The following is a 24,366-nucleotide window of genomic DNA, read 5'->3' as shown; positions in this document are numbered from 1 at the left end:
CCGCTCGTCAGCACCCCGAAGGGCCTGTTACCGCTCGACTTGCATGTGTTAGGCCTGCCGCCAGCGTTCAATCTGAGCCATGATCAAACTCTTCAGTTTAAAATCATCGGTGCGTTAAGCGCACCAAACTTGGCTCAAGGTCTAAACGTTCTCAAAAGGATCCGAAGATCCTTGACGAGTCGCTTGCCTTGAATGTTTCAGTGACTGGTCACCAACATCCCGACAAGCGCCCACATGAATTACCTGATCGATTGTTAAAGAGCGGCTCTGATCTCTCGAAGAACAAGAGGAGCGTCTCGCTTGCTGGCGTGCCACCGGGTGGCTCGTCAGCGCCCTGCGAGGAAGGCGTATTCTACGTGATCGGCTGGCGCTGTCAACCCTGCGGGCGTTCCGAAGAAGGCTCCGGGGTGATCGACGCATGATCCGATCGAGTGGTGCATTTTACCGAAGTCGATGTTTTCGTCAAGCGGTAATTCTGCGTGCCGCTTCGAAAAAACCAAATAGAAACAACGGCTTCTGCCACTTACAACCGCCGGAAACGTTGCCCGTCGCCGGCAGCGGATGCGTACTTTACGGATTCCCCCGGGACCGCGCAAGGCCTTCGGGAAGAAAAATGTCACGGCACCCCACTGGCTCGGTCGAGCAGCGAGAGAATCGAGCGGTAGGGGATGCCGCCGTGCTGGCTCAGGCCGATCTCGCAGGTACGCGAATTCGAGTAGCCAGCACTACACTGCGACACCTGCTCGGCCAGCCCCTCCAGCGCGGAGGCATTCAGCTCCGGTGTATTGAAGCCCTTGTCACCGGCGAAACCGCAACAGGTGATTTCCGCCGGCACCACCACATCCCGGGCACAGGCCCGCGCCAACCCGATGAACTTGTCGGACAGGCCCATACGGGTGCTCGAACAGGTCACGTGCACGGCGACCCGCTCATCCAGCGGCGTGATGGCGAGCCGGGGTAGCAGGTGATCATGGGCGAAGGCGACCGGCTCCAGCATCTCGAGTCGCTCGTCGAGGTACTCTCGCATCTGCAGCGTGCAGGGGCTGGTATCGCAGAGCACCGGATAACGGCCGTTCTGGCTTGCCACCAGCAGCTCGCGGTTGAGTTCGCGCCCCTTGTGGGCCGCCTCGTCGTACTGCCCCTTGGACTTGAACGCCATACCGCAGCACAGATGGCTAATCATCTCCGGGAGGACCACCTCGTACCCGGCCTTGTCGAGCAGCGCCAGGGTGATCTCCATCACCGAGCGGACTTCGGCCTCGTCGTCATGGGCCGCCCCGAAGATACGGGTGGCACAGGAGGGCAGGTAGACCACCTTGTCTTTCGACGTATCGCCCGACGGTACTTGCTCCAGCACGCGAATCGGCGCTGGCCTGGGCAAGGACGGACTCCATTGCGGGAGACAATCGCCGCTCAGCCGGCGTGCACCGGTGCTCACCTTTTCCATCAGGGTGGCACCCAGCACGGCTCGCGCCGCTCCCGCCGCGTTCAGGCCACCCCGTGCAACGCGCGTTGCCCCAGAGAAATGCCGGCCGATACGCCTGGCCAGAGGGGCCTTGTCCGCCGACCGGTCGCGACGCAGCTGACGAACCATTTCACCGGTATCGATTCCCACCGGGCACTGGGTGGCGCAAAGCCCAGTAGCCGCACAGGTGTCGATGCCGTGATAGACATAGGCCTCCTCGAGCTGCTTCATGCGTACCTTGTCGGCTTCGGCGGCCCGGTTTCCCAACGCTTCGAGCCTCGCCAGTTCGCGTCGAATCACGATGCGCTGGCGTGGCGTGAGCGTCAGGTCAGTCGAAGGGCAAACCGCCTCGCAGAAGCCACATTCGATGCACTTGTCGACGATTTCATCGGCCGCCGGCAGGGGCTTAAGGTTCTCCAGATGCAGCGTCGGGTTGCGGCTGAGAATCACCTCAGGATTGAGCAGGTTCCCGGGGTCGAAGAGTGCCTTGATCTCCCACATCAGCGCATAGGCCTCGGGCCCCCACTCCAGCTCAACGTAGGGGGCCATGTTGCGTCCGGTACCGTGCTCGGCCTTGAGCGACCCGCCATACTCCACGCCGACCAGGTGCGCCACCTCATCCATCAGCGCCTGGTAGCGCTCCACCTCGCCAGGCTTCTCGAAGCCTTGGGGAAAGACGAAATGCAGATTCCCTTCCAGGGCGTGACCGAAGAGGATCGCCTCCTGGTAGCCGTGCCGATGGAAGATGTCGGTCAGCGCCAGCACACCCTCGTCGAGACGCTCGATGGGGAAGGCCACGTCCTCGATGATCACCGTGGTACCGGTCTCGCGCACCGCACCCACTGCTGGAAACAGCCCCTTGCGGATCTTCCAGTAGAGCGCATAGGTATCGGCGTCAAGGGTGAAGGTGACCGGCTCCAGGGTCTGTATGCCCTCTAGGGTCGCCTGCACTTCCTGCATGCGCGCCTCGAGCTCAGCCTCGTCGTTGCCGCGCACGTCGATCAGCAGCGCCGCTGCCCCCTCAGGAAGCGTCCTCAGCACCCCGGGCATGCCGGGCTTGTCCTGCACCGAGCGCAGCGCGGCCCGGTCCATCAGTTCCACGGCGGAGACAGGTGCCTGCTTGAGGGCGATGGTCGCGCGGCAGGTAGTGCCCATGTCGGGGAAGAAGGCCAGGGCCGCGGCTTTCAAGGGCTCGTCGACCACGGTGTCGTAGGTAATGGTGCTGATGAACCCCAAGGTGCCTTCGGAGCCGATCATCAGGTGCTTGAGGACCTCGATGCCATCCGTGAAATCCACCAGGCTGTTGAGGGCGTAGCCGGTGGTGTTCTTGAGCCGGTACTTATGACGGATCTTCTCGGCCAGGGGTTCGTTGCCTCGAGTCTGAGCGGCGAGGCTCTCGAGGCCTGCCAGCAGCTCTCGGTGAGAGGCCCGGAAGGCAGCAACGCTCTCGACATCGGCGGTATCCACCAGGCTGCCGTCGGCGAGGATCACCCGGATATCACGCACTGTTCGGTAGCTGTTCTGGGCCGTGCCGCAGCACATCCCCGAGGCGTTGTTGGCGGCGATACCCCCGACCATGCAGCTGGAGATGGAGGCCGGGTCGGGGCCGATCTTGCGCCCGTAAGGTGCCAGAAGCTGGTTGGCCCTGGCCCCGATGACGCCGGGCTGCAGGCGAATCGCCTGGCCCTCGTCGAGAATCGCATGATCTCGCCAGCCGCGGCCAAACTGGATCAACACCGAATCAGTCACCGCCTGGCCGGAAAGCGAAGTGCCGGCGGCGCGGAAGGTCACTGGCAGTTGGCGGGCTCGGCACTCGGCCAGGATCAGCTGCAGCTCATCCTCGCTCTCCGGGCGCACTACCAGTTGCGGAATCAGCCGGTAGAAACTGGCATCGGTCCCGTAGGCCAGGGTGCGGAGCGGGTCGTCGATCAATCGCTCGGCAGGGATCGCTGCCGCCAGGGCGGCCTTCAACTCGCGCCAGGCGCTAATGGACGTCATGTCTTATCTCCCGGTGCATCACCGGCATGGCGCACCAGCACCAACAATTCTCGAGGCCCATGCACGCCATAGGCCAGGGTCTGCTCGATATCGGCGGTCTTGCTGGGCCCGGAGATCAGCAGGGCGTTGGTCGGCATGCCGTCGGCCCAGCCGTGGGACTCGACGACATCGAAGAAAGTGTCCTCGAGGGCGTCGGCATCCAGCACAGCGATATGGATCGGCGGCACCAGGCTGATCAGGCGCGGCTCGTCCGGGGTCGGCCACAGCCACAGGCTACCGGTCTCGGCGACCCCCCCCTGGGTCGAGGTCAGGCCGGCGTCCACGTTCTCGAACTGCTCGCGCTGCCAATGCTCGATATCGCGGTCGACATCGACCAGCTCGATACCGACATCGGCCAAGGCCTCACGCGCCTCGGCGGCCACCGGATGCTCCTTGCCCAGCGCCAGCCGTCGCACGCCCTTGTCGGCGAGGGCCTTGGCCAGGGTATCGGTCCATGCCTCCCGGGGAGCATGGATCACCTCACCGTGGACCGAAGTGATGAGCCGCTCGAAGCGCGACAGGCGCTCCTCGGCACTCCAGCCACGGTTGGTAACCACAGCGAAGTCGCTCTCGGGCGCACTCAGGGGTCCGTCGGTACGCTCACGCAAGCGCTTGAGGATGGTATCCCGGGCACTCATCAGCGCTCCTCCTCGTGGGCCTTGCTCGCCTGGTGACGCTTGACCAACGCATGCAGGGTGGTACCCGCAGGCTTGGGAGCGCTGCGGTAGTCGGTCCAGGGCCCAAGCTTCGCAGGCATCAGCGCCTTCAGCTTCCCGGCCATCGAGATCCCGGCACGCCAGGCGCCGGGGTGGGTGGCCAGCCACTGAAAGCCCTTCCAGGCCGCGGCTTCCTTGCGGGTGCGCTTGACGCCGGCGCCGGGCACATTGCCGCGCCCCTCGCCTACCGACTCGCGGCGCAGACGTACCAGCAGATCAGGAATCGGGATCTTCACCGGACAGACCTCGCCACAAGCACCGCACAGGCTCGAGGCGGTGGGCAGGTCCTTGGTATCTTCCAGCCCCATCAGGTGCGGCGAGAGGATGCTGCCAATGGGGCCGGGGTAGGTGGTGCCGTAGGTATGGCCGCCCACCCGGGTGTAAACAGGGCAGTGGTTCATGCAAGCCCCACAGCGGATGCAGCGCAGGGTGTCGAGCAACTCGTCGTCCTGGTAGATGCTCGACCGCCCGTTGTCGACCAACACCAGGTGCACCTCCCTTGGCCCATCATGCTCACCCTGCTTGCGCGGCGAGCTGATCATGTTGAAGTAGGTGGTGACGTGCTGGCCGGTCGCCGAGCGGGTCAGCAGGGCATAGAGGGGCGGCACGTCACGCAGGTGCTCGACGACCTTCTCGATACCCGTCACGGCGATGTGAACCGGAGGAACAGAGGTAGTCATGCGACCATTGCCCTCGTTCTCCACCAGGCACAGGGTCCCGGTCTCGGCCACCGCGAAGTTGACCCCCGAAACGCCCACATCGGCGTTCATGAAGCGCTGACGCAACTGGGAGCGAGCTGCCGCGGTCATGTAGTCGACGTCGCGGGTTCGCTCGGTGCCGGTCTTGACGTGCAGAATCTCGGAGATCTCATCGGTATTGAGATGAATCGCCGGCATGATGATATGTGAAGGTGTCTGCTCATTGAGCTGCACCAGGTACTCACCGAGGTCGGACTCCAGCGCCTCGATGCCCGCCTCCTCCAGGTGGGCGTTGAGGTGCATCTCCTCGGAGACCATCGACTTGCCCTTGATCACCGAACCTGCATCGTGGGACTCGCAGATCTCGCGGATGATCCGACAGGCCTCTTCGCCGTCCTCGGCCCAGTGCACCTTGATGCCATTGGCCTGGCAGCTGGCCTCCAACTGCTCGAGCAGGTCGGGCAGCTTCGACAGTGCCCTCAGGCGGATATTGGCTCCCAACTCGCGCAGGGTCTCCAGATCCCAGTCACCGAAGACCTCGCGACGCTTGGTCATCAGTCCGTCCATTGCCTTGCGGAAGTTGGCGCGGATCTGCGGATCTCCCAAGGCATCGTGGGCCTGGCGGTGAAACTCGCGAGGAGTGAAAATCTGTACGCTCATGAGGTCCTCCGCCACAGATAGCTGGCGATGTGCTCGCCCGTCACCGCCTTCTTCTGTTGCTCGAAGCGCCCACCGATGTTCATCAGGCAGCCGCAGTCAGAGGTCACGAAGCGCTTGGCGCCGGTTTCCTCGATGGCCTGAGTCTTGTCCTCCACCATGGCGGCGGAGACTTCGGGATGGCGTACCGCAAAGGTACCGCCAAAGCCGCAGCACTCCGCGGCACGGGCCTGCTCCACCAGCTCGACCTCGCCGAGCTGTGCCAGCAGGGCCGGGCCGGTCTCGGCCAGCCCCATCTCACGCCGAGCGCTACAGGAGGTATGCATGGCCACCTTCTCGGACGTGCCGCAATCCTCGAGCCTCAGATGACAGACATGCACCAGGAACTCGGTCAACTCATAGACCCGCCCGGCCACCTCATTGGCCTGCTTCTCGAGGTCGGTGCCGGCAAAGAGCTGGGGGTAGTGGGTGCGCATCATGCCGCCGCAAGAGCCGGAAGGCACCACGATCGGCCAGGGCTCGGGGAAGAGGTCGAGCTGAGCCGCCGCGACTGCCCTCGCCTCATTCTGATAGCCCGACGTGTAAGCCGGTTGTCCGCAGCAGGTCTGGTCCTGGGGAAAGAGCACCTCGATGCCCTCACGCTCGAGCAGGCGGATGCCGTCCAGGCCTGCCTCCGGATAGAAGAGGTCGACGAGGCAGGTCCCGAAGAAGTAGGCCTTCTCCGGTTTCGGCGGATAGAGCTTGACTGGCGTCATGGGCAGGATCCTGGACAGCGTAAGGGCACGGCAGCGTTATGCTGGGTCGTTGATACATACCATGGTAAATTGGTATAACCAATTCATACGAAAGCGCCGCGATACATTAGGAAACAGAATCTGCAGTGTCAAACGCACCGTGCCGACTTCCCAGCCTCGCTTGCCTATACTTTAGTCTATCGCTTTCAACGTTTTCCCAACATACTGATGTGACTGGATAAATCAATGCATCCGAGCATGGCAGTGGTGAACCGCCAATGCGACGCTTGGTAATACCAATTTGATACCTATATCATCCCGGCTTTCGCCACGCCCTCCGGAGCCACCACCATGGCCTATCAACCCGTCAGACAGCCTCGCCTTGCCGACGTCATCACCGAACGCCTCGAGGCGCTGATCCTCGAGGGCAGCCTGAAGCCCGGCCAGCGCCTTCCGCCGGAGCGCGAACTGGCCGAACGCTTCGGCGTCTCGCGCCCCTCGCTGCGCGAGGCCATCCAGAAACTGTCAGCCCGTGGCCTGCTGACCAGTCGCCAGGGTGGTGGCACCTTTATCAGCGAGGAACTCAACAGCGGCTACAGCGACCCGCTACTGGAGATGCTATCCCGTCACGGGGAATTCCACCTCGATCTGCTCGAGTTCCGCGATGCCATGGAGGGGATCTCCGCCTACTACGCGGCCCTGCGCTCCACGCCCACCGACAAGGCGCTGCTGATCAAGCGCTTCGAGGAGCTCGAGGCCTGCTTCAAGGGACGCGACCCGGCGCTCGAGGCCCGCGCCGACGCGGCCTTCCACATGGCCATTGCCGAATCGGCCCACAATGTCCTGCTGCTGCATACCATCCGCGGCATCTTCCACCTGCTGGAGAAAAGCATCGTCGACAACCTCGCCCACCTGTTCGAGAAGCCCGAGTCGCGCCCACAACTGATGAAGCAGCACCGTGCCCTGCTCGACGCCATCCTCGAGGGCCGGGCCGAGGATGCCCGCGCCCGCGCCCACGAACACCTGGTGTTCGTGGAAGAGGGGCTGCTCGAGGTCGAGCGTGCCGAGACCCGGGCCCAGCGCGCCCTGCGCCGCGCCCAGGTCATGCCCTCAACCACGCGTTGAGACCCGCCATGCCGATACCTTCCCGCCGCCGAGTCCGGCAACTGCTCTGGCTGCTGGTGACCCTCGGGCTGGTACTCATCATATGGCAGGCCGCCCTGCTGGCCCGCGACCAGGCCCTGCAAGGGCTGCGCCAGGACGCGGAGAACGAACTACGCCTCTCGGTGGCGGGCCTGGTCGGCCACCTCTCTCGCCACGACTATCTGCCCGACCTGCTCGCCTCGCGGGAAATGGTCAGGCGCTTCCTGGCCTCCCCGGATAGCCAGGACCCCATGCCGCTCAATCGGCTGCTGGACCGTTTCCGGGCCACGGCCGGGGTCTCCGACATCTATCTCATCGACCGCGACGGCGACACGCTGGCCGCCAGCAACTGGCACCGGAACGACACCTTCATCGGTCAGAACTATGCCTTCCGCAGCTACTTCCAGGATGCCATCGCCGGTCACACCGGGCGCTTCTATGGCCTGGGTGTACAGTCCGGCGAGCGTGGTTACTACTTCTCCGCACCGGTGTGGCTCGACGACACTGAGCCGAACGCCAGCCCGGATGGCGTCATGGTGGTGAAGGTGCTGCTCGATGCGGTGGAGGCGAGCTGGGCCGAGCAGGATGCCGAACTGCTGGTCACCGACCAGGATGACATCATCTTCATGGCCAGCCGCCCCGAGCTGCGCATGAGAGCCCTGCAGCCGCTCTCCGACGATGAACGGGAGGCGCTTCGTGACACTCGCCGCTATGCCGACGAGCCGCTGGCCCCCGCCGGCATCGAGATCACCGAGACGCCGGGCGAACACAGCCAGCGTGTCGGCTTCCAGCGGGGGCCGCTGGCCGGGGACGACTACCTGGGCCTGTCGCGCCCCATGCCGGAATTCGACTGGGAGATGCACATCCTCAAGTCGCTGGCGCCGGTGATCCAGGCCCAATGGCTGGCCGCACTACTGGCCGGCGGCCTCTACGGTGTGGTGGTCCTGGCCGGCGGCATCGGCTGGCAGCGCCTGAAGCTGCGCCGCGAACGCGAGCAGTTCGCCGACCGGGAGCGGCGCACGCTGGCCCGGGCACGCGACGAACTGGAGCGTAACGTGCAACGCCGCACCCGCGACCTGGTCGAGACCAATCGGCGCCTCTCCGACGAGATCGAGGAGCGACGTCGTGCCGAGGAACGGCTCCGCCAGACCCGCGACGAGCTGATCCAGGCCGCCAAGCTCGCCGTGCTCGGCCAGCTCGCCGCCGGCATCAACCACGAGCTCAACCAGCCGTTGGCGGCAATTCGCGCCTATGCCGAGAATGCCGCAGAATTCCTGGCCCGCAGCCGCACGGAAGCGGCGAGCGGCAATCTGGCACAGATCATCGAGCTCACCGACCGCATGGCCGAGATCAGTTCCCAGCTGCGCCAGTTCTCGCGCAAGAGCGGCGAGAGACCCACCAGCGTCTCGGTACCCGCCTGCTTCGACTACGCCCTACGGCTCTTCCAGTCACGGCTGCGCGACGCCGGGGTCACGGTCGAGCGAGACTGGCCCGACGAGGGAGCCTGGGTGCGCGCCGACCTGGTGCGCCTGGAACAGGTGCTGGTCAACCTGATCGGCAACGCGCTGCAGGCCATGGCCCAGACGGAGGCGCCGCGACTGAAGCTGGGCATCGAGCCAGGCGGAAACGAGGTGAGGATCCGGGTCATCGACAACGGCCCTGGGATCGAAGAGGCGCACCTGGGACGGATCTTCGAGCCCTTCTTCACCACCAAGTCACCGGGCAGCGGTCTGGGACTGGGGCTATCGATCTCGGCACGCATCATCGACGACCTGGGTGGCCGGCTGGCGGCTGACAACGCACCCGGCAGCGGTGCCCGCTTCACCATTACCCTGCCCCGCGACCCCGGCCCCGAGGCAACCGGCGACACCAGAACCGAGGAGCACGACACCCATGCATGAGCCGGCGACCCTTCCGGTAATGATCATCGACGACGAGGCGCACCTGCGCATCACCGCCGGCCAGACTCTTGAGCTGGCGGGTTACGAGCCCCATGCCTTCGAGAGTGCCGAGGCCGCCCTGGCGGCCCTGACGCCGGACTTCCCCGGCGTGGTCGTCAGCGACATACGCATGCCCGGCATGGACGGCATGGCGTTGCTGCGCGAAGTACGCAGCCGCGACCCCGACCTGCCGGTGATCCTGATCACCGGTCATGGCGACATCTCCACAGCCGTGGAGGCGATGCGCGAGGGCGCCTGGGACTTCCTGGAAAAACCCTTCGCCGGAGAGCGCCTGGTGGAAATGGTACGCCGCGGCATCGACAAACGCCGCCTGAGCCTCGAGAACCGCGAACTCAAGGCCGAGCTCGAGGCCCAGCAATCGGCACCCGGCCCGCGCCTGGTGGGGCGCACCCCAGCCATCCAGCGCCTCGCCTCCATGGTGCAACGCATCAGCCAGGTGGAAACCGACGTGCTGCTGTTCGGCGAGACCGGGGCCGGTAAAGACCTCGTGGCGCGGGCCATCCACGAACGCAGTCGCCGCGGCGGCCACCCCTTCGTGGCCATCAACTGCGGCGCCGTCCCCGAGAGCATCATCGAGTCGGAGCTGTTCGGCCACGAGAAGGGCGCCTTCACCGGGGCCGTGGAGCGGCGCATCGGCAAGTTCGAGCATGCCCAGGGCGGTACGGTGTTCCTCGACGAGATCGAGTCGATGCCGCTGTCGCTGCAGGTCAGGCTGCTGCGGGTCCTTCAGGAACGCTCAATCGAGCGTCTCGGTTCCAACGTGCCAGTGCCCCTGGATCTGCGCGTGATCGCCGCCACCAAGGTCGACCTCAAGGCCGCGGCCGAGGCAGGACGCTTTCGCGAGGACCTCTACTATCGCCTCGAGGTGGTCACCTTGCCGATCCCCTCGCTGCGCGAGCGTCGCGAGGATATCCCGCTGCTGTTCCAGCACTTCGCCGTGGTCGCCGCCAACCGCAGCGGCCTGGAGGCGCCACCGCTGGATGCCGCCGGCATCTCGGCACTGCTCGCCCACGACTGGCCGGGCAACGTGCGTGAGCTACGCAACCTGGCCGAGCGCTACGTGCTGCTCGGCGCCACCTGCGACTATCGCCTGGACGCCCTGCTCGAAGGGGTAGGCAGCGACAGCGGCGAGCTGGCCCTGCCCCAGCAGGTGGAGCTGTTCGAGAAGAGCCTGATTGACCAGGCCCTGGCTCGTCACCGCGGCTGCGTCAGTGACGCCTGCGAGCAACTCGGCCTGCCGCGCAAGACACTCTATGACAAGCTGAGGAAGTACGGCCTCAAGGCCGAGGACTACCGCCAGAGCGAAACCCCCTGACCGAGCAGATCCAGGCAGTGGCCTCAAGGGACCAGGCTCGCCGACAGCAGAAAGGGGCCAGAGGCCAAGGTGCGCGTCAAAGTGAGCAGATGACACCCGCGCGGGACTGTTGCCGGAACAGCCCCTAGCGGGGGAAGCCGCCTGAAGCGGTTCGGGAGGACTATTCCTCCAGCGCCGCCAGGTACTCGTCTTTGAGCTTGACGTAGTTGCCTGCGGTGTAGGGGAAGAAGGCCCGTTCCTTCTCCTTGAGCGGGCGCAGCGCCTTGGCTGGGTTGCCGGCATAGACGTGGCCGCTCTCCAGCCGCTTGCCCGGCGTCACCACGGCCCCGGCGGCGATGATCACCTCGTCCTCGACCATCGCACCGTCCATGACGATGGCGCCCATGCCCACCAGGATGCGGTTGCCCAGAGTGGCCCCATGGAGGATCGCCTTGTGGCCGATGGTCACCTCATCGCCGATGGTCAGCGGGAAGCCGTCGGGGTTGAAGTCGCTGGCATGAGTTATGTGCAGGACGCTGCCGTCCTGCACACTGGTGCGCGCGCCAATACGGATGCGGTGCATGTCGCCGCGGATCACCGCCATGGGCCACACCGAGCTGTCATCGCCCAGCACCACGTCACCCAGTACCATGCAGGCCGGGTCGATGTAGACCCGTGCGCCCAGCTGCGGCTCGAGGCCCTTCCAGGGCCGCAGGCTTTTTGCCTCGCTCATTATTCACCTCGGCTTTTTCAGATCAGTCCGGCCAACAATACTACCAGCGTCAGCGGGATCGATACCCAGCGCACCAGGGCCCGCCAGGCACGGAAGCCATTGGGACCGGCATCCAGTGCCCGCAGGCTGGTCTGCTCGGGCATCACCCAGGCGGCGAAGATGGCGATCAACAGTCCTCCCAGTGGCAGGAAGATCTCCGGTGGAATCGTGCTGAGCAGCTCGAAGGGGTTCATGCCGAACAGCACCCGGGTCTCGGCCAGGCTCGAAAAGGAAAGTACCGAGAGCAATCCCAGCCCCCATACCGCCAGCCCTACCAGGGCCGCGGCCGTCCCCCGGCGCAGACCCCAGCCCTGCAAGGTGGCAACCATGGGTTCGGCCAGGTTGATCGAGGAGGTCCAGGTGGCCAGCAGCAACAGCAGGAAGAACAGCGACAGCCACAGCGGCCCTCCGGGCAGTTCGGCGAAGGCCACCGGCAGGGTGACGAACATCAGCCCCGGCCCCTCGCCAGGATTCATGCCCTGGGCGAACACCACCGAGAAGATGGCAATACCGGCCAGCAGGGCTACCGCCACGTCGAGCACCGCCACCGCGGCAGCTGCCCGCGGCAAGCTCTGATGGTCGGGCATGTAGGCACCATAGGCCATCAGCGCGCAGGCGCCCACCGCCAGGGTAAAGAAGGCATGACCCATGGCCTGCAGCATCACCATTGGCGTCACCGCCGAGAGGTCCGGCAGGAACAGCCAAGCCAGCGCCGGTTCGAAGCCCTCGGTGGTGGCCGCGTAGCCGGCCAGCACCAGCAGCAGCAGGTAGAGCATCGGCATCAGCAGGTTGTTGAGCTTTTCCAGCCCCGTGGCCACGCCGGCGGCGACCACCAGCATGGTCATCACCAGGAAGAGCGTATGATTGAAGGTCATGCGGGCGGGGTCGGCAAGGAAGGCGTCGAAGCCGGCGCCGATCTCCGCCGCGCTGCGCCCCACGAAGTCGCCGTTGACCGCGGCCACCAGGAATTCGATAGACCAGCCCGAGACCACCGAGTAGAAGGAGAGAATGCAGAACACCGTGACGGCACCGAAAAGCCCCAGCAGCCGCCAGTGGCGACTCGCTCCCGCCTGGCTGGCCAGATGACTCAGCGACTGCATGGGGCTACGGCGTCCGGCGCGGCCAATCAGGATCTCGGCCATCATCACCGGCAGCCCTAGCACCAACACGAAGGCCATGTAGAGAAACAGAAAGGCGGCACCACCGTTCTCCCCGGTGATGTAGGGAAAGCGCCAGATGTTGCCCAGTCCCACCGCCGCCCCGGTCACTGCCAGGATGAAGGCGCGCCGAGTACTCCAGCGCTCCAGCGTCTCGTTCATGGGTCCACTCCGCGAGCCTGAAAAGGGCGCAAGCCTAGCACATTGAAACCCGCCGCGGCCGCCCGCATCTAAGGCTCATTCCACAGTTCCCACTCGAGGTGTGCATGTCCCGGAATCCGCTGCTCGAAACCCACGAACTCCCCCCCTTCGATGCCATCCGGCCCGAGCACGTGGTGCCGGCCATCGAGGAGCTGCTGGCTGAAAACCGCACAGCCATCGAGGCGCTCGTGGCCCGCGCCGAGGAGACTGCCCCGAGCTGGGACAGCCTTGCCGCACCGCTGGAGGCCCTCAATGACCGCCTGGCGCGGGCCTGGTCACCGGTCTCGCACCTCAACGGCACCATGAACAGCCCCGAACTGCGCGAGGCCTACCAGGCCTGCCTGGGCAAGCTCTCCGACTACAGCACCTGGATCGGCCAGCACGAGGGGCTCTTCCAGGCCTGGCAGGCACTGCGTGACGGCCCCGCCTGGGAGACCCTCGACGAAGGCCAGCGTCGCACCGTGGAGAATGCGCTGCGCGACTTCCGCCTGGCCGGGGTGGATCTTCCCACCGAAAAGAAGCAGCGCTACGGCGAGATCAAGGCGCGGCTCTCCGAACTCTCCAACACCTTCTCCAACCAGTTGCTGGACGCCACCCAGGCCTGGCACCTGGATCTCACCGACGAGGCCCGCCTCGCCGGCCTGCCCGACAGCGCCCTGGCCAGCCTGCGGGCCAATGCCGAGGCCAAGGGCCTGGCCGGCTACCGCATCACCCTGGACTTTCCCAGCTTCTTTCCGGTGATGACCTACGCCGAGGATCCTGAGCTGCGGCGCGAGGTCTACACCGCCTTCGTCACCCGCGCCTCCGACCAGGGCCCCAACGCCGGCGAATTTGACAACGCCCCGGTGATGGAGGAGATCCTCGCGTTGCGCCACGAACTGGCCGAGCTGCTTGGCTTCAGCGACTATGCCGACTATTCCCTGTCCACCAAGATGGCCGAGTCACCCGACCAGGTGATCACCTTTCTTGAGGACCTGGCAGCGCGTGCCGTCCCCCAGGCCCGCGAGGAGTATGCGCAGCTCACGGCCTACGCCCGCGACGAGCTAGGCATGGAAGAGCTCGAGCCCTGGGACGTGGGCTTCGCCAGCGAGAAGCTGCGCGAGGCGCGCTATGCCATCTCCGACGAGCAGCTGCGCCCCTACTTCCCCGCCCCGCAGGTGGTCGATGGCCTGTTCCGGGTGGTCGAGCGCCTCTACGACGTCGCCTTCGCGGAGGACGAGACGGCCCCGCGCTACCATCCCGACGTGCGCTACTTCCACATCCTGGAGCAGGGCACTCCCATTGCCGGCTTCTACCTCGACCTCTATGCCCGCGAGGGCAAGCGTGGGGGCGCCTGGATGGATGAGTGCCGGGTCCGCCGCCTGGAAGGAGACGCGGTGCAACTGCCGGTAGCCTACCTGACCTGCAACTTCACGCGCCCGGTGGGAGACACCCCGGCCCTGCTGACCCACGACGAGGTCACTACTCTCTTCCACGAGTTCGGCCATGGCCTGCACCATATGCTGACCCGCCAGACCGTCGCCGACATCTCCGGCATCAACGGCGTGGCCTGGGACGCGGTGGAGCTGCCCAGCCAGTTCATGGAGAACTTCTGCTGGGAGCGCGAGGGACTCGACCTGATCGCCGGCCACGTAGAGACCGGCGCCCCGCTGCCCGAGGCGCTCTTCGAGAGGCTGCTGGCGGCCAAGAACTTCCAGTCCGCCATGGGCATGGTGCGCCAGCTGGAGTTCTCTCTGTTCGACTTCCGCCTGCATCGTGAGCTCGCCGCCCCGAGTGCCGCCGACATCCAGGCGTTGCTCGACGCGGTGCGCGATGCCATTGCCGTGGTGCCGCGGGCCGATTTCAATCGTTTCCAGAACGGTTTCGGCCACGTCTTCGCCGGCGGCTATGCGGCAGGCTACTACAGCTACAAGTGGGCAGAAGTGCTCTCCGCGGACGCCTGGAGTGCCTTCGAGGAAGCCGGGATCTTCGACCCCGAGACCGGCCGGCGCTTCCGCACCGAGATCCTCGAGCGCGGCGGTTCCCGCGACGCCGCCGAGCTGTTCCGCGCCTTCCGCGGTCGCGAACCCAGCGTCGAGCCCCTGCTGCGACACAGCGGCATCCGTGCCGCCTGAGCCCATGACATCCACATGCCTCGGCGGCACCGCCGGGGCCACCTCAGGAGCCACCATGGCCGTCCAGAAACGCTTCATCGCCGGGGCCATCTGCCCGCGCTGCGCCGAGATGGACCGCATTCGCAGCTGGGAACAGAACGGCATCCGCTACCGTGACTGCGTCAGCTGTGACTTCTTCGAGCAGCTGCCCATCGAGGACGAAGCCCTGCCGGAGCTCGAGACCCGGGTCAACCGCGAGCGCGAGGAGCAGACCCGCAACGACGTCCAGACCGTAAAGATCCTCGATCCGAAAGGGCACTGACTTACATGGGCCAGGGAACGGCCGTCTTGATCTCAATGCCTGACGCCTGGCGGCGCCAGAACCTGTGCGAAAATCCACACGCTGCAACCTCTTCTCCGTGCGGGATCCCGGCCCCAGCTAGCCAATCATGCCTCGACGAAGGTCGAGGCATGATCTCGCAACTACATGAAATGAAATATATTCCATTGAACGGGCATGGCCATTGCCTTGTATGGGCGTTGATGCCACCCCGGGCTGGATCACGGTAGATTCCGCAAACGGTGACCATACTGGTGGGGGCATGCAGTCCCGGGGGTACGACGGCCCGGGCATTCAACAAGAGCACAACCGCATACAGGAGACACACCATGCGCAACGCAACCTCTCGGATCCTCGCCGGCACTCTGACCGGCACCTTGGCCGGTACCCTGCTGGTCGCCGCCTCGGCTGCGGCCCAGTCAGACCGCAGCGACTGGCCGGACAGCTTCACCGTCGGTACCGCCAGCCAGGGCGGCACCTACTTCGTGTACGGCTCTGGCTGGGCCAACCTGATCGCCGACGAGTTGGGTGTTTCTGGCGGCGGCGAGGTCACCGGCGGCCCGACCCAGAACATGGCACTGGTCCACAGTGGCGACGTCGCCCTGGGCCTGACCACCATGGGCCCGGCCGCCGAGGCCCTGGCCGGCGAGAGCCCCCTCGCTCCGGGCATGGTCATGGACAACGTCTGTGCGCTCTTCCCGATGTACGAGACGCCCTTCTCGATCACGGCATTGGAGGGCAGCGGCATCGAATCGATCTCCGACATCCCGGACGGCGCCCGCATCGGTTTCGGCCCGGCGGCCTCCACCTCCGACACCTACTTCCCGGCCATGCTGGAGACCCTGGGCGTGAACTTCGACCGCCGCAACGGTGGCTGGTCTGACCTTGGCGGCCAGCTGCAGGACGGCCTGATCGACGTCATCGCCTTCGCCGCCGGGATCCCGATTCCTGCCGTCAGCCAGCTCGAGGTGCAGACCGACGTCAACATCATCGAGTTCACCGAGGAGGAGCAGCAGACGGTGCTCGAGAACTTCCCGGTCTCCGAGTTCCAGATTCCGGCCAGCACCTACGAGACCCTCGAGGAGGATGCCCGTGCCGTCTCCATGTGGAACTTCACCATCGCCGGCTGCGACCTGTCTGAGGACTTCATCTACGAGGTCACCAAGCTAAGCCTGGAGAACAACGACCGCATGCGCGACGTCCACCGCAGCGCGGCGACCAGCATCCCGGAGAACATCAAGTACAACACCGTACTGCCCTTCCACCCGGGTGCCGTGCGCTGGTACGAGGAGAACGGTTACGAGATCCCGGAAGATCTGAAGCTGTAATCCGTTGACCTGATCGGCTGCCCCGCACCGCGCCACGAAAGGGCGGTGCGGGGCAAATCATGTGCTCCTCCGTCAACCCCGAAGGGTCTCCCCATGTCCAATACCCCCGAATCCCGTGACGAGGCGTCAGTCGAAGACGTCGTCGAGACCGTCAACGCCGAGGGCGTCGACGAGGCCGCCATCGAGTCCAACCGGCGGCTCTACACCGGCTGGCAGTGGCTGCTCTTCGGTGCCCTGGCCATCGCCTACTCCTTGTTTCACCTGGTCTCGCTGAACGTCTATCCGCTGGAGACCTGGTCGTTTCGCATCGTGCACATCGCCGGTGCACTGATTCTCGGCTACGGCCTCTATGCCGGCACCCGCTTCGCGGACGAGGACCAGCACCGCTCCCCCGCCTGGCTCTCCTGGGTGAGCTACGCCATGCTGGTCCCTGCCCTCTATGCCCTGGTGCGGGTGGTAATGATGTACCAGGCAATGAGCGGTGACACCATGCGCATCGATCCGGCGATCGAGGCCTGGCACTTCGGCTATCCGCTAATCCTGGCCACCATGGCCGGCATCCTGCTCTCCTGGAGCTATCGCCAGTTCCGCGATCGCATCTCGCCGGCCGACCTGGTGCTGATGGTCTGCGCTATGGCAGTGGCCGGCTACCTGCTGGTGATGTTCAACAGCCCGCTGCGCGCCTCCACCGGCACCTCCTTCGCGCCCATGGGCATCTCCTACGCGGCCATCGCCGGCTCGCTGCTGATTCTCGAGCTGACCCGTCGCGTCGCCGGCCTGGCGCTGGTGGTGATTTCCGCCATTTTCCTGATCTACGTCTTCGCCGGTCCCTTCCTGCCGGGCTTCCTCGGCTATCCTGGGCTCTCGGTGGGCCGCTTCTTCAGTCAGGTCTACACCGACGCTGGCATCCTCGGGCCGACCACCGCGGTCTCGTCGACCTATATCATCCTGTTCATCATCTTCGCCGCCTTCCTGCAGGCCTCGAAGGTGGGCGACTACTTCGTCAACTTCGCCTTCGCCGCGGCCGGCCGGGCCCGGGGCGGCCCCGCCAAGGTATCGATCTTCGCCTCCGGCCTGATGGGCATGATCAACGGCACCAGCGCCGGCAACGTGGTCTCCACCGGCTCGCTGACCATCCCGCTGATGATGAAGGTGGGCTACCCGGGGCGCAGCGCCGGCGCCATCGAAGCCGCCGCCTCCACCGGCGGGCAGATCATGCCGCCGATCATGGGCGCGGGCGCCTTCATCATGGCCGAGATCACCGGCATTCCCTACACGGAGATCGCCGTGGCGGCGTTGATTCCCGCCATCCTCTACTTCCTCTCGATCTACTGCATGGTCGATTTCGAGGCGGCCCGCAAGGGCATGCGCGGCATGCGCAAGGATGAGATCCCGCTGTTCTCGAAGCTGGTCAAGCAGGTCTATCTGTTCGCGCCGATCATCATCCTCATCGCCGCACTGTTCATGGGTTATTCGGTAATCCGTGCCGGCACTCTGGCCACCGCCTCGGCGGCCGTGGTGAGCTGGTTCTCGCCCAACAAGATGGGCATCGCCGCGATCCTCAGGGCCCTGCAACTGGCCGGCACCATGGCCATCCAGATCATCGCCGTGTGCGCCTGTGCCGGCCTGATCGTGGGGGTGATCTCGCTGACCGGGGTCGGTGCGCGCTTCTCCTCGCTGCTGCTCGGCCTGGCCGGCGTCAGCCAGCTGCTGGCGCTGTTCTTCGCCATGTGCATCTCGATTCTGCTCGGCATGGGCATGCCGACGACCGCCGCCTACGCGGTGGCCGCCTCGGTGGTCGCGCCGGGCCTGATCAACATCGGCATCCAGCCGCTGGTGGCGCACTTCTTCGTGTTCTACTTCGCGGTGGTCTCGGCGATCACCCCGCCCGTGGCGCTGGCCTCCTATGCAGCAGCGGGGATCTCCGGCGACAACGCCATGGGGACATCGGTGGCCTCGTTCAAGATCGGCCTGGCGGCCTTCATCGTGCCCTTCATGTTCTTCTACAGCCCGGCCATGCTGATGGAGGGCAGCTGGATGCAGATCCTGCGTGTGGGCCTGACCGCCACCCTGGGCATCGTGCTGCTGGCGGCCACCGTCCAGGCCTGGTTCTTCGGGCCGGTGAAGGCCTGGCAGCGCCTGCTGATGCTGGTCGGGGCGGTTTGCATGATCTATGGCGGCATCTACTCCGACATCGCCGGCCTGGCCGTCGGCGTGTTGATGTTCATGATGCAACGCGGCCGCTCCGACGGCGGGGATAAGGCCGTTGCCTCCGGCTGAGCAAGAGCCTCCCCTGGAACGCAACGGGCCCCGCCATTGACGGGGCCCGTTGCGTTCCAGGAAAGTGCCGCGTCAACCGGTGATATTGTCGAGGATCCGCAGCACCGGCTTCGCCTGGTTGAGCGTGTAGAAGTGCAGGCCCGGGGCGCCGCCGTCGAGCAACCGCTGGCAGAGCCGTGTCACGAGCTCCTCGCCGAAGGCGCCGATGGCCTCGCTGTCGTCGCCATAGCTCTCGAGCTGCTTGCGGATCCAGCGAGGGATCTCGGCACCGCAGGCATCCGAGAAGCGCGCCAGCTTGGTGTAGTTGGTGATCGGCATGATACCGGGCACGATAGGCGCCTCAACGCCCAGGGCACGCGCCCGTTCGACGAAGTGGAAGTAGGACTCGGCACTGAAAAAGTACTGGGTGATGGCAATGTCGGCGCCGGCTTTCATCTTGCGGGCGAAGTTCGTCAGGTCCTGTTCGAGGTTCGCCGCCTGGGGATGGGACTCCGGGTAGGCCGCCACGGCGATCTCGAAATGGTCACCGGTCTCCTCGCGAATGAATTCGACCAGCTCGTTGGCGTAGCGCAACTGGCCGATACCGCCCCCGCCCATGCCGGAAGGCATGTCACCACGCAAGGCCACCAGGCTCTCGATACCATCCTCCCGGTAGCGCGCTAGCAGCTCGCGCAGCGCGCCCTTGTCGCTGCCGATGCAGGAAAGATGCGGCGTGGTGGTGAAACCGGACTCGCGCACCATCCGCACGGTGTTCAGGGTACGATCCTGGGTGGAGCCGCCGGCACCGAAGGTGACCGAGAAAAAGCGTGGTGCGCGGCTGGCCAGGGCGTCACGAACGCCGACCAGCCTCTCCCGCCCCGCATCGGTGTTGGGCGGGAAGAACTCGAAGCTGATCCCCAGCGGGTGTTCCTGCGTGCTCATCGGCTTACCTCATGAAAATGGTGCATATTGCGGTTATTCTGACGGCTGGTCTGGCCGCAGACCAATGAAAGATACGCGATGCTGCATCAATCCTGTTCATGCAGCGGCGGCGCCAAGACTGACTACCCAGGGAAGGACATGACCACCATCGATCCCGGCACCCTGATGGGCCCCCTCTGGACCCTGCTCGCCTATATCGGCCTGGGCTGGCTGGCCGCCCGCCGGCTGGCGGTGGACCCGCGCCCCGTAGCCACCCTGCTGATCTACCTGGTCGCTCCGCTGACCTTCTTTCGCGGCCTGATTCAGGGAGGCCCGACGCCGGCATACCTGCTGCTGACCGCCGCGCTGTTCGCGGTGGCCAGCCTGATCGCGGTGATCGTCCATCGGCTGGCGAAGCACGGCTTCGCCCCTCATGAAAGCGCCCTGCTGGCCTTCTCCTCGGGCACCGGCAATACCGGCTACTTCGGCCTACCGGTGGCCCTGGTGCTGCTGCCGCCCCAGGGGGTAACGCTGTATCTCTTTTGCGTGCTGGGGGTGACCCTCTACGAGTTCACGGTGGGCTTCTACCTCAGCGCCCGGGGACAGTTCTCGGTGCACCAGAGCCTGGTCAAGATCGCCCGGCTGCCGCTGGTCTACGCCTTCCTCGCCGCCCTGCTGGTGAGTGGCCTCGGCCTCCAGGTGCCGGACGCGGTAATGCGGGGCATGGCCGCCTTCCCGGCGACCTACACCCTGCTCGGCATGATGATCATCGGCATGACCCTGGGGCGGGTCAGCGTGAGGGAGTTCGACCTGCGTTTCATCGGCGCCTGCGTGGCGATCCGCTATGGCCTCTGGCCGCTGCTGTCGCTGGCCGCGGTGCTGGGCCTGCAGGCCGTGTTCCCGTTGTCGGGGGAGTTGGCCCTGGCGCTGCTGCTGATCGGGGTAGTGCCCATGGCCGCCAACGTGGTGGTGGTGGCCATGGAACTCGGCATCGCCCCGGAGAAGGGCGCCCTGGCGGTGCTGATCACCACCCTGGCCGCCCCGCTGCTGATTCCGCTCTACCTGACGCTGATGATGCGGGCTGTAGGACTCTAAACTGTGCGAAAAAAGAGTTCTCGCTCGAAGCTTTTTCCGGGAGCAGGCCTGCGAGGAGGCGCTGTGAATACTTCCATGTACGCTACCGATGCCATCCTTGGCATAGGACCTCCTCTGCGACCTGCCCCCGGCACTCCTCGTTGCTGTAAGCCTGGAAGCATCAGTAACGATAGGCGTCCGGCTTGAAGGGCCCATCGATGGCCGCGCCAGTATATTCGGCCTGCTCCTTTGTCATGCGGGTGACCATCCCACCGAAGCCCTGCACCATGTAGCGGGCCACTTCCTCGTCGAGGTGCCGCGGCAACACCGTCACACCCAGGGCACCGCGGCGGTCGCCATCGGACAGCTCGGCGAAGCGGCCCTCGAAGAGATGGATCTGCGCCAGCACCTGGTTGGCGAAGGAGCCGTCCATGATGCGCGAGGGATGGCCGGTGGCGTTGCCCAGGTTCACCAGGCGGCCCTCGGAGAGCAGGATCAGGTAGTCGCGGCTCTCTGGATCGAAGTCGCCGGGGCGGCTGTCGCGGTAGATCTTGTGCACCTGCGGCTTGACCTCTTCCCAGTGCCACTGGCGCCGCATATGGGCGGTATCGATCTCGTTGTCGAAGTGGCCGATGTTGCACACCACCGCACCGGGCTTCAGCGCCTCCAGCATGCCCGCATCGCAGGCATCGATGTTGCCGGTGCAGGTCACCACCAGGTCGATCTTGCCGAGCAAGGCCCGGTCGACGCTCTCGGAACCCCGGTTGACCCCGTCGATATAGGGGGAAACCACCTCGTAGCCATCCATGCAGGCCTGCATGGCACAGATGGGATCGATCTCGGTGACCTTGACGATCATCCCCTCCTGGCGCAGCGAGGCCGCCGAGCCCTTGCCGACGTCACCGTAGCCCACCACCAGTGCCTGCTTGCCGGCCAGCAGGTGGTCGAGGCCCCGCTTGATGGCGTCGTTAAGCGAATGACGGCAGCCATACTTGTTGTCGTTCTTCGACTTGGTCACGGCGTCGTTGACGTTGATGGCCGGCACCTTGAGGGTGCCGTCACGCATCATCTCCTGCAGGCGATGCACGCCGGTGGTGGTCTCCTCGGAGATGCCGTGTAGGGCATCGAGCAGGTCGGGGCGCTTGTCGTGCAGCAGCGCCGTCAGGTCGCCACCGTCGTCCAGCACCATGTTGGGTGTCCAGCCATCGGGGCCTTCCACGGTCTGCTCGATGCACCACCAGAACTCTTCCTCCGTCTCGCCCTTCCAGGCGAAGACGGGGATGCCGGCGGCGGCGATGGCTGCAGCCGCTTGATCCTGGGTAGAGAAGATATTGCAGGACGACCAGCGCACCGTGGCCCCTAGATCGATCAGCGTCTCGATCAGTACCGCGGTCTGAATCGTCATGTGGATGCAGCCGGCGATACGCGCACCGGCCAGCGGCTGCTCATCACGGTACTTGTCGCGGATCGTCATCAGCGCCGGCATCTCGGTCTCGGCGATACGGATCTCGCGACGTCCCCAGTCGGCGAGGGTGAGATCGGCAACCTTGCAGTCGGTGGCCGCGGGAGCGGAAACGGCGGGTTGGTTCATGTTCTGCCTCTCTGAAGTGCAAGGAATTGAAGGTACGAAAAATGTAGGGTAGATGGCGCCCATGATACGGAAAACCCAGGGTACGCAAAACGTCAGCGCTCCCCTGAAGCATAATTGACTATGGAGGATGAAGCCCCCACCTATGGGCGGCCAGAGCTGCCATGACGGGATCCGAAGCCATCGATGCCGGCTTCGCCGAGTCGCTGCGCCAGCGCCTGTACCTCGGGGTGAGCGAAGAAGTCGACCAGTGCCATGGCGCGTCCGGGTCCCACGCCGGGCAGCGCCGCCCAGTCGCTGCGGCCATATTCGAGCAGGGTCGCCCAGCCGGCCGGCAGGGCGACCTCGACGCCAGGCGGCGCGCCCAGCGCCTGCAACCAACGGGGAAACGCTGCCGTCCGCGCCGTCTCGAAGGTGGTCATCAGGGTCTTGGCACGAACCTCGCCAATACCGTGAGCACGGCGCAAGGCTCGCTCGTCAAGCGTCAACCAATCGAGCAGGCCCGTAACCAGGCCCGCGTCGACCAGGGCCTGCCAGGTGCCCGACCCCACACCGGGAAAGTCGAGCCCCTGCGGGCCCCCCAGCCAGGCCAGGCGCTCGAGAAACTGAGCCTCGCACCCCGGCAGCAGCCGGAAGCAGCTCAGGGCGTGGTAGTCCGACGCTTCGGGCGGTGATACAGCCAGGCGCTCGGTGGCTCGCCAGGCGACATCCTCCAGCCGGGGGATCGTCAGGCCGGCCAGGGCGATCACCACCTGGTCTCCGGGGCGAATGTCGAGTTCATGCCAGTGCGCCAGTGACCCCAGGCCCACCCGTTGGATCGTCCGGCCCGACAACTCGACGGGATACAGGTGCAGCAACGGAGTGATGCGACCGGTGCGGCCGATACGGAACTCGATGCCGCGCACCTCGGCCAGCGCCTCGCGTGGCGGATGCTTCCAGGCCGCCGCCCATGTCGGCGGTTCGGCCTGCCACACCGGCCCCGGTGGCCGGCTTCCCTGGCGCAACACCACGCCGTCGGTGGCAAAGGGCAGCGGGCCGCGGTACCAGCGCTCCCGCCACAGTGCCACCTCGTCCCGACGCTTCACCGGCCGGGTCAAGGCGATAGTCTCGCCGAATCCCAGGCGCCTCAAGCCCTCGAGTCGCTCGCGCATCTCGGCCGGGCCATCCGGCCAGTCCCAGACGAAGAGGCCGATGCGTCCTGCCGCGTTGGCCTCCAGCCTATCGCGGGACATCAGCCCGGCCACCTCACTGCGTGCCCCGGCCGTTCCCGCCTCGGCTTGGACGTGATTCTCCAGGCGCAGATGGAGCTCGCCCTGCAGGAGCGCATCGATCTCACCCGGAAGTCGCACGGGAACCGCCGGAATGCGGCGTGCCGCCGCCGTCCAGTCCTGCCCATAATTACCGTCCCCACGGCTGACCACCTTCGCCAGGCGCCCCTGCTCGTAGACCAGGGTCACCGCTACGCCGTCCACCTTGGGCTGAACCCAGACATCGTCGCGGCGCGCCAGCCAGCGGCGCACCGCCGCTTCGTCGGCGAGCTTGGCGAGCCCGGTCTGGGCAACGGGATGGCGAACCGGGCCGGCCGGTCGCGCGACGTCAGGCGCATCATCCTCGAGCCCTCCTTCTTCAAGGACCCCGGGAAAGCAACGCCGCCAGGCCACGAGCCGCTCTCGGGCCTGGTCATAGACGTCATCGGAGACCGGCGACTCGCCTCGGCGATAATAGGCGTCGTCCCAGCCGGTCAGTCGCTCGGACAGCGCGATGATTTCGCGCTCGGCCCGCGTTCCGGACCACTCGGGGCAAGCCATGGCCAGGGTCGGAATGAGTGCGGTCGAAAGGACCAGCAGCCAGCCGGCCAGATAGCGGGACATCAGGGCAGCTCCCACGCAAGGACTCCCCTGACCATAGCAACGGGCCCTGCCTGGCGC

At 65.7% G+C, this 24,366-nt stretch carries 17 protein-coding genes and 1 rRNA gene; 8 read left to right on the top strand and 10 right to left on the bottom strand.

Translation table 11 applies throughout. The features are described 5' to 3' along the window. From BMY30_RS04940 to BMY30_RS04920, 5 genes are all read right to left on the bottom strand, one after another. A 16S ribosomal RNA gene (locus BMY30_RS04940) occupies positions 1 to 99 on the bottom strand; the annotation flags it as partial. 517 nt (positions 100 to 616) lie between these two features. Continuing rightward, positions 617 to 3,463 (bottom strand): FAD-binding and (Fe-S)-binding domain-containing protein, encoded by a 2,847-nt coding sequence (locus tag BMY30_RS04935; RefSeq protein WP_089711181.1) that lies wholly within the window; start codon positions 3,461 to 3,463, stop codon positions 617 to 619. After that, positions 3,460 to 4,140: a LutC/YkgG family protein gene (locus BMY30_RS04930; protein ID WP_089711179.1), complete on the bottom strand. Its 681-nt coding sequence runs from the start codon at positions 4,138 to 4,140 to the stop codon at positions 3,460 to 3,462. The genes BMY30_RS04935 and BMY30_RS04930 overlap by 4 nt, the downstream gene beginning before the upstream one ends. Further along, positions 4,140 to 5,576, bottom strand: coding sequence for a LutB/LldF family L-lactate oxidation iron-sulfur protein (locus BMY30_RS04925; protein WP_089711177.1), 1,437 nt, complete (start codon positions 5,574 to 5,576; stop codon positions 4,140 to 4,142). The genes BMY30_RS04930 and BMY30_RS04925 overlap by 1 nt, the downstream gene beginning before the upstream one ends. Next, positions 5,573 to 6,328, bottom strand: coding sequence for a (Fe-S)-binding protein (locus tag BMY30_RS04920; RefSeq protein WP_089711175.1), 756 nt, complete (start codon positions 6,326 to 6,328; stop codon positions 5,573 to 5,575). The genes BMY30_RS04925 and BMY30_RS04920 overlap by 4 nt, the downstream gene beginning before the upstream one ends. A 330-nt stretch (positions 6,329 to 6,658) precedes the next feature. Here BMY30_RS04920 and BMY30_RS04915 point away from each other — a divergent pair, with 330 nt between their 5' ends. From BMY30_RS04915 to BMY30_RS04905, 3 genes are read left to right on the top strand one after another with little or no spacing between them, the layout of a single operon-like run. Beyond that, positions 6,659 to 7,432: a GntR family transcriptional regulator gene (locus tag BMY30_RS04915; RefSeq protein WP_089711174.1), complete on the top strand. Its 774-nt coding sequence runs from the start codon at positions 6,659 to 6,661 to the stop codon at positions 7,430 to 7,432. Positions 7,433 to 7,440: 8 nt separating this feature from the next. Next, the gene (locus BMY30_RS04910; protein WP_089711172.1) at positions 7,441 to 9,351 is read left to right on the top strand and encodes a sensor histidine kinase; all 1,911 of its coding nucleotides are present in this window, start codon (positions 7,441 to 7,443) and stop codon (positions 9,349 to 9,351) included. Continuing rightward, positions 9,344 to 10,726 (top strand): sigma-54-dependent transcriptional regulator, encoded by a 1,383-nt coding sequence (locus BMY30_RS04905; RefSeq protein ID WP_089711170.1) that lies wholly within the window; start codon positions 9,344 to 9,346, stop codon positions 10,724 to 10,726. The genes BMY30_RS04910 and BMY30_RS04905 overlap by 8 nt, the downstream gene beginning before the upstream one ends. A 160-nt stretch (positions 10,727 to 10,886) precedes the next feature. Here the strand turns inward: BMY30_RS04905 and BMY30_RS04900 are convergent, their stop codons facing one another. After that, the gene (locus BMY30_RS04900; protein ID WP_089711168.1) at positions 10,887 to 11,438 is read right to left on the bottom strand and encodes a gamma carbonic anhydrase family protein; all 552 of its coding nucleotides are present in this window, start codon (positions 11,436 to 11,438) and stop codon (positions 10,887 to 10,889) included. A gap of 17 nt (positions 11,439 to 11,455) precedes the next feature. Further along, a complete protein-coding gene (locus BMY30_RS04895; RefSeq protein WP_089711166.1) occupies positions 11,456 to 12,796 on the bottom strand; it encodes a sodium-dependent transporter in 1,341 nt (446 codons plus the stop codon). Between the two features lie 104 nt (positions 12,797 to 12,900). Here BMY30_RS04895 and prlC point away from each other — a divergent pair, with 104 nt between their 5' ends. From prlC to BMY30_RS04875, 4 genes are all read left to right on the top strand, one after another. Next, a complete protein-coding gene (prlC, locus tag BMY30_RS04890) occupies positions 12,901 to 14,949 on the top strand; it encodes an oligopeptidase A (RefSeq protein ID WP_089711164.1) in 2,049 nt (682 codons plus the stop codon). A 55-nt stretch (positions 14,950 to 15,004) separates the two neighbouring features. Next, complete coding sequence (locus BMY30_RS04885) at positions 15,005 to 15,250, top strand: YheV family putative zinc ribbon protein (RefSeq protein ID WP_089711161.1); 246 nt, start codon at positions 15,005 to 15,007, stop codon at positions 15,248 to 15,250. A 347-nt stretch (positions 15,251 to 15,597) separates the two neighbouring features. Continuing rightward, complete coding sequence (locus tag BMY30_RS04880) at positions 15,598 to 16,596, top strand: TAXI family TRAP transporter solute-binding subunit (protein WP_089711159.1); 999 nt, start codon at positions 15,598 to 15,600, stop codon at positions 16,594 to 16,596. Positions 16,597 to 16,689: 93 nt separating this feature from the next. Further along, positions 16,690 to 18,876: a TRAP transporter permease gene (locus tag BMY30_RS04875; protein ID WP_089711157.1), complete on the top strand. Its 2,187-nt coding sequence runs from the start codon at positions 16,690 to 16,692 to the stop codon at positions 18,874 to 18,876. 72 nt (positions 18,877 to 18,948) lie between these two features. Here the strand turns inward: BMY30_RS04875 and metF are convergent, their stop codons facing one another. Beyond that, the gene (gene metF, locus BMY30_RS04870) at positions 18,949 to 19,797 is read right to left on the bottom strand and encodes a methylenetetrahydrofolate reductase [NAD(P)H] (RefSeq protein WP_089711155.1); all 849 of its coding nucleotides are present in this window, start codon (positions 19,795 to 19,797) and stop codon (positions 18,949 to 18,951) included. A gap of 138 nt (positions 19,798 to 19,935) precedes the next feature. Between metF and BMY30_RS04865 the strand changes: the two genes are divergently transcribed. After that, the gene (locus BMY30_RS04865; protein WP_089711153.1) at positions 19,936 to 20,871 is read left to right on the top strand and encodes an AEC family transporter; all 936 of its coding nucleotides are present in this window, start codon (positions 19,936 to 19,938) and stop codon (positions 20,869 to 20,871) included. Between the two features lie 160 nt (positions 20,872 to 21,031). Here the strand turns inward: BMY30_RS04865 and ahcY are convergent, their stop codons facing one another. Together ahcY and ligB are read right to left on the bottom strand one after the other, a co-directional pair. Continuing rightward, positions 21,032 to 22,441 carry an adenosylhomocysteinase gene (gene ahcY, locus BMY30_RS04860; RefSeq protein ID WP_089711151.1) on the bottom strand — a complete coding sequence of 470 codons (1,410 nt, stop codon included), beginning with the start codon at positions 22,439 to 22,441 and terminating at the stop codon, positions 21,032 to 21,034. A gap of 140 nt (positions 22,442 to 22,581) precedes the next feature. Beyond that, positions 22,582 to 24,309: an NAD-dependent DNA ligase LigB gene (gene ligB, locus BMY30_RS04855; RefSeq protein ID WP_089711150.1), complete on the bottom strand. Its 1,728-nt coding sequence runs from the start codon at positions 24,307 to 24,309 to the stop codon at positions 22,582 to 22,584. Between the last annotated feature and the right edge of the window lie 57 nt (positions 24,310 to 24,366).

Origin of the sequence: Halomonas daqiaonensis, from assembly GCF_900109725.1 — a bacterium.
Taxonomy (GTDB): domain Bacteria; phylum Pseudomonadota; class Gammaproteobacteria; order Pseudomonadales; family Halomonadaceae; genus Halomonas; species Halomonas daqiaonensis.
This window is presented reverse-complemented; position numbering and strand designations above follow the sequence as displayed.

Excerpts from the sequence above, each read along its gene's own strand:
- BMY30_RS04935 (WP_089711181.1), bottom strand. The coding sequence starts at position 3,463 with ATGACGTCCATTAGCGCCTGGCGCGAGTTGAAGGCCGCCCTGGCGGCA.
- BMY30_RS04930 (WP_089711179.1), bottom strand. The coding sequence starts at position 4,140 with ATGAGTGCCCGGGATACCATCCTCAAGCGCTTGCGTGAGCGTACCGAC.
- BMY30_RS04925 (WP_089711177.1), bottom strand. The coding sequence starts at position 5,576 with ATGAGCGTACAGATTTTCACTCCTCGCGAGTTTCACCGCCAGGCCCAC.
- BMY30_RS04920 (WP_089711175.1), bottom strand. The coding sequence starts at position 6,328 with ATGACGCCAGTCAAGCTCTATCCGCCGAAACCGGAGAAGGCCTACTTC.
- BMY30_RS04915 (WP_089711174.1), top strand. The coding sequence starts at position 6,659 with ATGGCCTATCAACCCGTCAGACAGCCTCGCCTTGCCGACGTCATCACC.
- BMY30_RS04910 (WP_089711172.1), top strand. The coding sequence starts at position 7,441 with ATGCCGATACCTTCCCGCCGCCGAGTCCGGCAACTGCTCTGGCTGCTG.
- BMY30_RS04905 (WP_089711170.1), top strand. The coding sequence starts at position 9,344 with ATGCATGAGCCGGCGACCCTTCCGGTAATGATCATCGACGACGAGGCG.
- BMY30_RS04900 (WP_089711168.1), bottom strand. The coding sequence starts at position 11,438 with ATGAGCGAGGCAAAAAGCCTGCGGCCCTGGAAGGGCCTCGAGCCGCAG.
- BMY30_RS04895 (WP_089711166.1), bottom strand. The coding sequence starts at position 12,796 with ATGAACGAGACGCTGGAGCGCTGGAGTACTCGGCGCGCCTTCATCCTG.
- prlC (WP_089711164.1), top strand. The coding sequence starts at position 12,901 with ATGTCCCGGAATCCGCTGCTCGAAACCCACGAACTCCCCCCCTTCGAT.
- BMY30_RS04885 (WP_089711161.1), top strand. The coding sequence starts at position 15,005 with ATGGCCGTCCAGAAACGCTTCATCGCCGGGGCCATCTGCCCGCGCTGC.
- BMY30_RS04880 (WP_089711159.1), top strand. The coding sequence starts at position 15,598 with ATGCGCAACGCAACCTCTCGGATCCTCGCCGGCACTCTGACCGGCACC.
- BMY30_RS04875 (WP_089711157.1), top strand. The coding sequence starts at position 16,690 with ATGTCCAATACCCCCGAATCCCGTGACGAGGCGTCAGTCGAAGACGTC.
- metF (WP_089711155.1), bottom strand. The coding sequence starts at position 19,797 with ATGAGCACGCAGGAACACCCGCTGGGGATCAGCTTCGAGTTCTTCCCG.
- BMY30_RS04865 (WP_089711153.1), top strand. The coding sequence starts at position 19,936 with ATGACCACCATCGATCCCGGCACCCTGATGGGCCCCCTCTGGACCCTG.
- ahcY (WP_089711151.1), bottom strand. The coding sequence starts at position 22,441 with ATGAACCAACCCGCCGTTTCCGCTCCCGCGGCCACCGACTGCAAGGTT.
- ligB (WP_089711150.1), bottom strand. The coding sequence starts at position 24,309 with ATGTCCCGCTATCTGGCCGGCTGGCTGCTGGTCCTTTCGACCGCACTC.